This window comes from Oribacterium sp. oral taxon 078 str. F0263 (genome assembly GCF_000469565.1).
Taxonomy (GTDB): Bacteria; Bacillota; Clostridia; order Lachnospirales; family Lachnospiraceae; genus Oribacterium.
In genome coordinates, this window is record NZ_KI273099.1 from 112446 (window position 1) to 123412 (window position 10967).

Annotated in this window: 9 protein-coding genes; all 9 read right to left on the reverse strand. The window is 56.1% G+C overall.

Going from position 1 to position 10967, the window contains the following annotated elements; all coding sequences use genetic code 11:
• Positions 1-14: 14 nt before the first annotated feature.
• Entirely contained in the window at positions 15-1004 is a 990-nt protein-coding gene (locus HMPREF1986_RS03765) for a hypothetical protein (protein ID WP_021773440.1), read from the reverse strand.
• On the reverse strand, positions 1001-2698 hold the full coding sequence (locus tag HMPREF1986_RS03770) for an LTA synthase family protein (protein WP_021773441.1): 1698 nt from the start codon (positions 2696-2698) through the stop codon (positions 1001-1003). Before HMPREF1986_RS03770 ends, HMPREF1986_RS03765 begins: the two co-directional genes overlap by 4 nt.
• 128 nt (positions 2699-2826) lie before the next feature.
• On the reverse strand, positions 2827-3375 hold the full coding sequence (locus HMPREF1986_RS03775) for an HD domain-containing protein (RefSeq protein WP_021773442.1): 549 nt from the start codon (positions 3373-3375) through the stop codon (positions 2827-2829).
• A 157-nt stretch (positions 3376-3532) separates the two neighbouring features.
• Positions 3533-5155 (reverse strand): mannitol dehydrogenase family protein, encoded by a 1623-nt coding sequence (locus tag HMPREF1986_RS03780; protein WP_021773443.1) that lies wholly within the window; start codon positions 5153-5155, stop codon positions 3533-3535.
• Positions 5156-5210: 55 nt separating this feature from the next.
• On the reverse strand, positions 5211-6284 hold the full coding sequence (gene uxuA / locus HMPREF1986_RS03785; protein WP_021773444.1) for a mannonate dehydratase: 1074 nt from the start codon (positions 6282-6284) through the stop codon (positions 5211-5213).
• Positions 6285-6399: 115 nt separating this feature from the next.
• Entirely contained in the window at positions 6400-7158 is a 759-nt protein-coding gene (locus HMPREF1986_RS03790) for an ABC transporter permease (protein ID WP_021773445.1), read from the reverse strand.
• A gap of 48 nt (positions 7159-7206) precedes the next feature.
• Positions 7207-8436 carry an ABC transporter substrate-binding protein gene (locus HMPREF1986_RS03795; RefSeq protein WP_196806099.1) on the reverse strand — a complete coding sequence of 410 codons (1230 nt, stop codon included), beginning with the start codon at positions 8434-8436 and terminating at the stop codon, positions 7207-7209.
• 173 nt (positions 8437-8609) lie between these two features.
• Entirely contained in the window at positions 8610-9395 is a 786-nt protein-coding gene (locus HMPREF1986_RS03800; protein ID WP_021773447.1) for an ABC transporter ATP-binding protein, read from the reverse strand.
• A gap of 68 nt (positions 9396-9463) precedes the next feature.
• Positions 9464-10687, reverse strand: coding sequence for a trans-sulfuration enzyme family protein (locus tag HMPREF1986_RS03805; protein WP_036599230.1), 1224 nt, complete (start codon positions 10685-10687; stop codon positions 9464-9466).
• Positions 10688-10967: the final 280 nt, after the last annotated feature.

The window sequence follows — 10967 nt, forward strand, 5'->3', positions numbered from 1 at the left end:
AAGGAGAGGACGGATCAGGAAAGTGCTCTCTCCGTGAGCTCGTTTTGCTCCGATTTCAATGAGGCCTTTGCGGCATCCGGGTCGGAAAAGCCGATCAGGGAATCATCATTCGTGCTCCCGAGAAAGACAACGTCTCCGAGCGCGGAGAGCTTCTGATAACGGATGCTCCCCCCGGAATGGACGACCAGATCCTGAAAGCGGGCGAGCCCGTAGAAGGAGAACTGTCCCCCGTCCCTCGTCCGATAGTCGATCTCGATGAGATCATAGAGCGCGTTTTTTTCCTCCCCCTCGCTCGAAAGGAAGAGAGAAAGCGGCTTCCAGCCGAGCTCCTCATCCTGCCTCCTCCCATCCATCGTCATGGGGAAATATCCCTTTCGGATCTCCTCAAGAGCCTCCCGGTGGATCGCGGACAGAGTCTCCTCATCGAGGGAGGAGAGCTCGGAGAGACAGCTCTCCAGACCGCTCACCTTGTATTTCCGCATCTTTTCCTTCAGGCGGTAATCCTCGCTCTCTGCCCGGAGCGTCACACTGTCCCCGTTCTTAAGGCCGGAATCCGGGCTGAGCTCGAAGTGAATCCTATGTTCATCGACCTCCTCCGGAAAGCTCCCGAGCGTATACTCCGCCTTCCCCTCCCCGCTCACACCGGAAAAGTGAAGCTCGACATAATCAAAGGCGGATACCACAGGCCTTCTGAGGTCCCGGAAGATAACGCAGAAGGCGAGAAAGGCCGCGATGCAAAGCAGCGTGATCAGCCGCCTCTTCCATCTTCCGATCCGCATCCGTCTCTCGCGGCTTCGCACAAGCTCATCCCTCGCGCGAAGCTTCCCCCGCTCCGTGCCATAGGCGATATCCTCCGCCTCCTTTGCCGTGAGCTTATCTCCCTCCCGGACGATGAGCATCTTCTTTCCGCAGTACGGACAGAAAAGCTCCTCCTGCCCCTCCTCGACGCTCATCGCTGCCCCGCAGCTTGGACAAGTCAGATCGATCCTGTAGACTCCGCTCATTCTCCCTCCTTTTCTCCTCCGCCACCGGCCTGAGAGGCTCCGCTCTCTCTCCGGGATTCCCTTTTCTCCTTTTTCTTCCTCTCCTTCTCCCGCCTCTCCTTCTCTCTCTCCTCCTTGTCCTTTGCCGCCCTGCTCTCAAAGGCAGCGGCCTTATCGATCTGTCCCAGGCGGAGCATAAGCTCGGAGCGCTTCTTGAGCTCCTCCCTCTCATAGTCCCTGCCGAACTTCTCCATGAGCGTCGGCTGATCGGAGTAGAGATTCGTCCCAAGCCCGAGCCTCTCCCCCTCGATCTCCACACCGAGGGAGGCGAGCGTCGTCGGGAAATCGTCAAAGCTGCTGTACTCCCGCCTCTCCCTTCGCGCCGGGGCGATGGGCGCGTTGATATAGGCGGTGTAAACCCTCCGCACGTAGCTCTTCGGCACATCCTTACAGAAATCGTGATCCATCGTCGGATGATCCCCTGTGACAACGATCGTCGTATTCTCGTACCAGGGCTGTGCCTTCGCCCAGTTCACAAAATCTGCGAGCTGACGGGATGCACAGGCAAAGACATTGGCGTATTGATTTTTCCCAAACTCCCTCCTGCAAAGACGGCAGACATAGCCGTCCGGAAAATGCGTATCCACCGTGAGAAGCGTGAGGTTAAAGGGGCGGCCGTCCCGGGAAAGCCTGGAGAGCTCCTCCTTCGCATAGCTGTAGAGCTTCTCATCCTCAAAGCCCCAGTTCACCCAATAATCCGGGCGGAATTTCCCCTGCCGCTTCCAGTAGCTGTAATCCTTCACCGCATAGTCCCCATGGCTTTGAAAGTAGAGCCTGCGCCCGCCGAAATATCCGACGGAGCCAAGCAGAAAGCTCTGCTCATAGCCCTCCTCCTTCAGGATATCGCCCAGTGTCTGTACCCCGGGGAAAAAACTCTTCTGGCTGTCCATCGCATTCTTATCGATCGAAATCTTGAGCGGAAGCCCCGAGCTCATGGCAAAGATCGCCCCCATCGTCCAGGTCGAGCCCGGCATGCTGTAGGCCCCGTTCAGCTTCCCGTCTCCGCCGGAGAAGTCCTCATTCTCCTCCGCAAGCTCCGTGAGCTCCGGGATGCAGTTCATCGGAAAGGCTCCTCCGTGCGCTTCATCGGAAAAGCTCATCTCCGTGGACTCCATGTAGATATAGATGAGATTCCTCTTCTTCTCCGGAAAACGGAGCTCCACCGATCTCGGATCGACATAGTTTCTGTCGATAAAGTCGGAATGTGTAAACTGAGACACGAGGAAATCCCGAAGCCCGATCCCCTGCCAGCTGTCCCGAATCGAGAGAAGGAGAAAGAGGAGCGGAAAAAGAAAAAGAATGCGGCGCACAAAATAAAAGAGGAAAAAATTACGGCAGCGCCGGAAAAAAAGGAGGAAGAGCAAAAGGAGGAGGAGAGAGGGGAGAAGGGCAAAGAGAAGGTAGGAGCGAAGGAGGCCGCTGCTCGCCCCCTGCATCGGCGCCTTCAGATGATAGAGAATCTCCTCCACACTGAGCTCCGACCAGTTTGAGAGAAGCCAGCGGAGGCTGAAGTATAAAAGCGAGCTCAGGAAAAGGGAGAGAAGCAGTAAAAGTCTCCGGATATAGCCCGGCAGAAAGATAAGCCGCCAAAACCATCCCGGAAGCTCCGTCTCTCCTCCCCTCCTCTCTGAGATCCAGTCCTCTTCCCTTCTCATCCCTCTCCCTCCAATCCTTCCGTAAATCTATCCGGGCGGCAAGACAAAGACCCGCCCCGGAAGAGCTCAGCTCCTCCGGGGCGGGTCTTCCGTCGTTTTCCGTAATACGGCTCCGCATCAGTTCGTGCTCAATGCCGTTCTCTCTCGTCCCTCTTCCGGACGCGGATCGCTTTTAAGAAGGGAGCGTTCATAAGGAAGTGGAAGCGCTCCAGCGCATCCAGCGCGTTCTGCCAGGACTCCTGAGCCGCCACCGTTTTATCGGAAAGCGTCAGGAGATAGGCGAGGCGGGAGTTCGGAAGCCTCGTGGACAGCGGGAACATATGCGTCAGGATCGCGCGGCGCTCCTTCTTCGAGAGGACAAAGCCCTGCTTCGCCGCATTCTCCACCGCATCCTCGCCGTGATAGAAACAGTACCACCTCCCGTCATGGCTTGTACCGTCGTCCTTGTGATAATCCACCATGCAAAAATCATGGAGCAGTCCCACATAGGCGGCACTCCTCCGATCCACTCCGAAGCGCGGGGCAAGGCGGTAGGCCATATAGGCGACCCGCACGCTGTGATCGTAGGTATTGGTGCTCCCGTGTCTTGGCAGATCCTTCAGCTTCATATACTCCGGATTTCGAGTGATCTCCCGGAATTGCTCTGCAAAGCGCAGGGCCTCATCAGATAATATCATTGGATTCATCCTTTCTTTCAGCGGATGGACTTTTGTCTTTATGCACCGCGGGAAATAAAAGCGGCGGATTGTGAATACTGTTTTTCCAAAAATGCAAGCCCAATATACCCGATTCAAGGCCCGAAAGCAAGGATTTTCTCAAAAAACACAGTCAAGCTTAAGATTTTTTATCTTCCTCCCCGGACAAATATTTTTTTAAAGTCGCCCTGACGGCGCCTCTCCCCCGAAGCTCCTCCCGAAAATACCCCTCGATCTTTTCCCCGATTCCCGCCCGGTAGAGATCGATCCCGAAGATATTTTCATTGGCCAGGATCGGGCGGAGCCGATCCGCGGCGGAATCCGGCTCTCCGAGCCGAATCCCGGAGAGAGCCTCCGTGAGGCTTTGAAGCATCGGATCCGGTGAGCGCTCGAAGCTCCTCCCCTCATCGTCCACCGCGAGAAGATAACGGAGCCAGCCCGCGATTGCGAGCGGGATCCCCAGGAGCCGATCCGCGCTTTTATAGCGCGCCACATAGGCCTTGATCGTCTCACCATAGCGGATCCCGACCTTCTGCGAGCTGTCCGTCGCAATTCTCTGCGGCGTATCCGGCATATAGGGATTCGGAATCCGTATCGAGAGGAGCTCCGAGAGGAAGGCCCGCGGAGACAGAATCCCCGGATCCGTCACGACAGGAAGCCCCTCTGTCTCTCCGATCCTCTCCACGAGCGCCCGGAGCTCCCTGTCCTTCATCTCATCCGAGATCCGCCGGTAGCCGAGAAGACAGCCGTAGACCGCGAGCGCTGTGTGAAGCGGGTTTAAGCAGGTCGTGACCTTCATCCGCTCCACCCGGTTCACGGTATCTCTGTCCGTCATATAGACCCCGGCCTTTTCCAGCGGCGGGCGCCCATTCGGGAAGCGATCCTCAATCACCAGATACTGTGGCCCCTCCGCATTGACAAAAGGCGCAATATAGGTTCCTTTTCCGGTGACGAGAATCTCCATATCCTCGATGCCGAGCTCCGAAAGCTTCTCCGCCACAGCTTCCGCGGGCCTTGGGGTGATCTTGTCGATCATCGTCCAGGGGAAGGATACCTCGCTCTCTTCCTCAAGATAATGAAGGAAGTCCTCCGGGAGAAAGCCCCTCTGTCTCCATTCCTCCGCCACGGTGAGGACGGAGGAGCGAAGCTTTTCCCCGTTTTTCGAGCAGTTATCCATCGAGACGAGCGCGATCGGCCCCGCGGCGCTCCGGAAGCGCTCATAGAGAAGAGCCGTGAGGATCGCCATCACAGAGAGCGGCTTCTCCGGCCCCCTCTCGAGATCCTCCCGCACGAAAGGAAGGAAGCTCCCGTCGGCGCCTCTCAGGGCATAGCCCTTTTCCGTGATCGTGAGAGAAGCGATCTGAAGCTCCCGGCTCCGGAAGATCTCCCTCAGCCTCTCCCATCCCCCGCCCTCCGCCTTCACGGCCTCTGCGAGAGAGGCGATGACTCTTTTCTCGAGGCTCCCGTCCGGATTCAAGGTCACGGAGAGGAGCAGATTATCATGAGGACGGTAGATCCTGTCCACGAGATCGAAGTCGAAGCTCTCCGCGCAGCTGATCCCCCGGTCCAGCTCCCCCTCGTTTAAAAGCGTATCTGCTATGCCGCCGATAAAGATCCGGAAAATATTTCCGATCCCAAAATGCACCCAGCGGGGCGCCGCTATACTTTTCCTCCTGACAGAGGAGATATCATAGGAAGGAAGACGCACGCCGATCCTCTCCCAGGACTCTCTGTCTCTCAATCCCTCTTCCCTAAGCTTCATAGCTCCATCAAATCCTTTCAAAAACCGAAAAGGGCAAGGCCCTCCCCTCTCCTTCTCAGCCCTGCCGGTCCTTTGCAATCGCCTCCCAGAGTCCCTCGAGATAGCAGGCTCCGAGCGCCCTGTCATAGAGCCCGTAGCCCGGCATGGCCTTCTCCCCCCAGATCATGCGCCCGTGGTCCGGCCGGATGATTCCGTCAAAGCCGCTTTCATAGAGCTTTCGCATGATAAGATAGAGATCCATGGAACCATCGGAGGAGAGGTGGGCCGCCTCCTCGAAATCCCTCGGGGAATTGAATTTCAGATTTCTGACATGGGCAAAGGGAATCCTGCCCCGCGCTGCCTCTATGATGTCCAGAATCTCCCCCTGCTGCTGCTTGGAGCCCAGAGAGCCCGTGCACAGCGTGAGCCCGTTATAGGGTCTGTCCACCGCTTTGAGAAGGCGCTCGATCTGCTCCCTTCCGGTGACAATGCGGGGGAGTCCGAAAATCGGCCAGGCCGGATCATCCGGGTGAATCCCCATCCGGATATCATAGCGCTCACAGACCGGGCCGATCGCCCTGAGGAAGTAGATGAGATTCTGAAAAAGCTTCTCCTCATCGATATCACGGTATTTCCGAAAGAGCTCCTGAAGCCTGTCCAGGCGCTCCGGCTCCCAGCCCGGCATCACAAAGCCGCCGGACATGGCCTCCACGGACTCCTTCATATGATCCGGGTCCAGGCGGTCGACGGTATCCTGATTGTAAGCGAGGACTGTGGAGCCGTCCGGCCGGATTCTCGCAAGCTCCGTCCGGGTCCAGTCGAAAACCGGCATGAAATTATAGCAGACGACACGGATCCCGGCCTTTCCGAGATTCTCAAGTGTCCCGATATAATTTTCGATATGCTCCTCTCTCCGTCCCGCCCCGGTCTTGATATCGTCACTGATATTTACCGACTCGATCGCCGAAATCTCGAGACCGGCCTCCTCCACGATCCTTTTGAGCTCCCTGATCTCAGACTCCGTCCAGAGCTCCCCCGCCTGCTTCTGATAGAGGGTCGTGACAACGCCCCGGACCCCCGGAATCTGCCGGATCTGCTCCAGTGTCACGGTATCATAGCCCGGCCCGTACCAACGAAGTGTCATCCGCATCCCTTATCCCTCCCGCCTCTCTATATTATTACAGCATAAAAGCGCCGTTTTATGCCATTGGTAGCGCTTACACAACTACTCTAGCATTTCAGCCCGGCGCTGTCAATCTCCGCTTTTACATTGCCCAGCGGAGGATATGATTCTTGATTTTCTCGAAGATCGTCATGACGATGATGAGGATAAAGACCATGAAGAGGAAGCCGCCCCAGACATTCTCATAGATTCCCAGCGTGGAGTATCTCTTCACATAAAAGCCCAGTCCATACTGCGCGCCGTACATCTCCGCATAGACCAGCATGACGAAGGAGCTCCTCAGAGAATTGACAAAGCCCGCGAGAATGGCGGGACTCGCCGCGGGCAGAATCACCCGGATAAAGCGCTTCCAGCCCCGGAGCTCCAGTGTAGCCGCATTGCCCAGATAGCGCTTGTCGATCGTCTGGATGCCGGTGATCGTGGCGAAGAGAGTCGCCCAGACGCAGCCATAGACGATCATAATGATGGAGGCCCACCACATGCTGGGAGAGAGCAGCACCACAAAGGGAGAAAGCAGGATGGAGGGGACGCAGCTGAAGGCGTAGACGATCGGATAGAGCACCTTCCGAAGCTTCTCATGAAGCCCCATCAGAAAGCCGATCCCCAGTGCGAGGACGAGCGTGATCAGGATGGACGGGGCGAGAAGCTGAAAGGAGGAGGCGACATTGATGAGCGCATTCTGCCTGTTGTCGTAGAAGGCCTTTCCGATCAGCCCGATATTGGGAAACATCATGGGGCTGATCAGCTTTCGGTCCGAAATATACTTATAGCTTAATACCATCAAAAGGATGATGAGAGCCGTGATCCAGTAATCCTTGAAAAAATTTTTCAGTTTTTTCATTTCCCCCCTCCCCTCAAGCTTCTGTAAAGCCTTTATCTTTGGCTTTGATTATTTCGGCATGGAGCTTTCCTTCACGTCCGTATTATACTTTTCGTAGAACTTCTGCGCGCTCTCATAGAAGTCCGGATCCTCGCTCCCCCACTTTTTCTGCGCCTCATCCAGCGCCTGCTTGTAGAGATCGTTATAGATCCGGTCCTCCAGCTTGACGGAGGGATCGACATTCTCCAGTCCCCCGACCGCCTTCATGTAGTAGTAATTGTCGAAGACGACATTCTTCAGGGTATCCGGATTGATGCGGTAGTGCTCGTTCAGGAGGTAGGCCTCGACATATTCCTGTTTTGTGTTCAGCTGCTTCATCATAAGCTGAACGGTCTCCTCCCGGTGATTCTGGAAATAATCCTGCGCCCGGATCAAGGCCTCGTTCAAAAGCTTCACCGTCGTCGGATTCTTCTTCACCCAGGAATCCCTCGCGACCATGCGGCAGCAGGAATAATTCGGCGTGACATCGGAGCAGTACGTAACGATCTTAATTCCCTTCGTATTCAGCACCTGGTACATCGTCCCTGTGCCGATGGTGGCATAGTCGACCTCCCCCTTCAGGACCGCCTGGATGGCATCCTCGCTGGAAAGTCCGTCGACAAAGGTAATTTCCTTCTTAAGATCATGTCCCTCCTCCAAAAGCTCATGGAAGAGCGCGTAGCGGGAGATCGTATCCCCGACCTTCTTTCCGAGGAAGGACTCCGGACCATTGTATTCCGTCCCCTCCTTCGCGATGACCGGCATGCAGCCCGTGAGCATATGCCCTCCGATGACTGCCATATCGTTTCCCGCCATAATCATCTTGATCGGAGTCCAGGTTCCGGAGTTGGAAGCGATGTCGACCTGTCCCGTCGTAACCGCCTCGAGCTGTCCGTCATCAAGCGGAACCTCATTGACCGTGAGGCCGACCTCATCGAAATAGCCCTCTGCCTTTGCGATGCTGACGAGCACATTTCCACTCATCCCCTGCGCCCAGGTGATTACCGCGCTCTCCGGCTGATCCCCCGTGCTGAGCGTCCGTTCCGCCTCGGGGTAGCTTCCCTTCTCCGTCTCTCCGCTCCCCGACTCCTCCGCTGCCTCCGTCTTTGATCCCTCCTCGGATTTCGATTCCGCCTCTGCCCTGGACTCTTCGGCCTTCACTGTCCCGGACTCACCGGACGCCGCCGTCTTTTCCGAAGATCCGCAGGCAGAGAAAAGAAGCGCCGCTGCCATTGCGATAAGCAAAAACTTTCTTTTCATCCTTTCCTCCCTTTTTAATATCCCGGATTTTCCATTTTGATATCTCGGATTCTTCATTAGAATCCCAGATCTTTCTTTTCAATGCGGGAAAGCGCCGATCCCATCCGAAAATACTGTATTCACGAACGTACTGCCCCAAAAATATGCAAAGGAGCGGCGCTTTATGAATGATGCTATATCCTTGTCTCGACATCCCGATTGATGCTCCGAATCAGCTTGTGCCGGCGTGATAGAAGCTCCGGATCCTCAAACTGCGTCTCCCGGGAAGCGCGCTGTCCGATCTCGACCTTTTCATCATAAATGATATGACTCGGGCTCTGCCCAAAGACGAGGATGCGATTAGCCAAAAGCAATGCCTCATCCACATCGTGAGTGACAAAGACGACCGTCTTTTTCACCTCCTCCTTATCCCAGAGCGAGAGGATCAGGTCCTGAAGTCTCGCCCTCGTCACCGCGTCCAGAGCGCCGAAGGGCTCATCCATCAAAAGCACCGGCGGATCGACGCTCAGGGACCTCGCGATCGCGCAGCGCTGCTTCATGCCGCCGGAGAGCTCCTTGGGAAGCTTGTTGAATACCGCCCTGTCCAGTCCCACTTTCTCAAGCATATCGCCCGCGATCTCTCTGAGCTCCGCCTTTTTTCTCTTCGGGTATTTCTGCCTGAGCGCAAGGAGAATATTCTCTCCCGCACTCATCCAGGGGAAAAGCCCGTAGTCCTGGAAGACCACGCTTCGGTCCAGGCTCGCTCCCCGGATCTCCACCCCATCTATATCAAGGCTCCCTCTCTCCGCGTGTTCCAGTCCCGCGAGCAGTCGGAGAAAGGTACTCTTTCCGCAGCCGGACTGTCCCAGAAGACAGACGAATTCCCCCGCCTCTATCGTGAGGCTGATATCCTTTAAAATCCATTTCTCCGGCGAAGCCGGATAGGAGAAGGAGAGATCACAAATCTTAATTTCTTTCATGGATATATCCCTTCCTCTTGCTTTTTCGCTGTCTTCTCTCTTCGGCTGTACCGCTCCTCCTTCGTCTTTCAGTCTAAAACCGAGAAGGCCGCCCGGAAATCGGCGAGCAGATCCTCTTTGTTCTCCAGACCGGCGGAGACCCGGATCAGAGCATCCGTGATCCCCTCTCTCTCCCTCTCCTCCGCGGGGACAGCACCATGCGTCATGCTGGCGGCATGCTCCACGAGGGTCCCCGGATCCCCCAGACTCACCGCAATCGATGGGATCGTGAAGGAGTTGAGCAGCTTTTTACAGGAATCAAAGGCCTTCATGCCATGAATCCCGTCCTTTAACTCAAAGGCGAGGATTCCTCCGTAATTCCCCTTCATCATCCTCTCCGCAAGCGCATGCTGCGGACTGGACGAAAGGCCCGGATAATACACCCTTTTTACATGGGGACTTCCCTCCAGGAAGGAAGCGATCGCAAATCCGTTCTCACAGTGCCTCTGCATCCGGAGCTCCATGGTCTGCATCCCGCGGAGAACCAGATAGGAATTAAAGGGGCTCGGCGTCGTCCCGAGAAGCTTGGTGGTGATGCCGGAGCGGATCGGGTCCAGCTCCTCCTTGGCGCCGATAATGGCTCCGCCGATCGCATCCCCGTGTCCGTTGATATATTTCGTAGTGCTGTGAACCACGAGATCCGCGCCGAGCGAGAGCGGACGGATCTCAGGAGGCGGCGTAAAGGTATTGTCCACCACTACCTTTATCCCCCTGTCGTGGGCAATGCGGCTGATCTCCTGAATATCGCTGAGCTCCATCATGGGATTCGACATGCTCTCAAAATAGATCAGCTTCGTATTCTCCTTTATCCCCCCGGCGACCGCTTCGAGATCCGAGAAGTCCGCGCTCGTCATCTCGATATTGAATTTACTGAGATTCTCCCGGAACACATGCTCCGTGCAGCTGTAGATGCATCTCCCCCGGAGGATATGATCCCCGGCCTTCGCATAGGCGAGCAGCGCTCCCCCGACAGCTCCCATGCCGGAGGCCGTGGCGATGGCAGCCTCCCCGCCCTCTAAAATCGAGAGCTTCTGCTCCAGCGCCGCCGTCGTAGGATTCCCTCCTCTGGTATAGGCGTAGCCCGCTCTCTCTCCGGAGAAGATCTCTCCTCCCTCTTCCGCCGTGTCAAAGCAAAATGTCGAGGTCTGATAGATCGGCGTCGCAAGGGCCCCGTAGCTCGGATCCGGCTCCTGCCCCGCGTGAATCATTCCCGTGCCAAAACCAAGTTTCGAAAAATCAAGCTTTCTCTTCAAATCTTCCTCCTTTGTCCCGTCCGTGCCCAAAAGGGCGCTGCTTTCCCATCCGTACCCATTTTCAGAACCCACCTTCTCCATCCTCGAGAATCGGCGGAGACGCGGAAATTTTCCCGCATTTCTTCGGATTCTAAAGTAGGACAGCGGGACTGTCCAATCATTTAACACGATATCCTTCCGTGTCTTATTCTGATTTCCGATAAATCGAAGTCCCCTCCTTTCCATTCCGTTTCTGGCCTTTCGGAACCCGGACGGCCTCTTTCGCTATGACAGCAGGGCA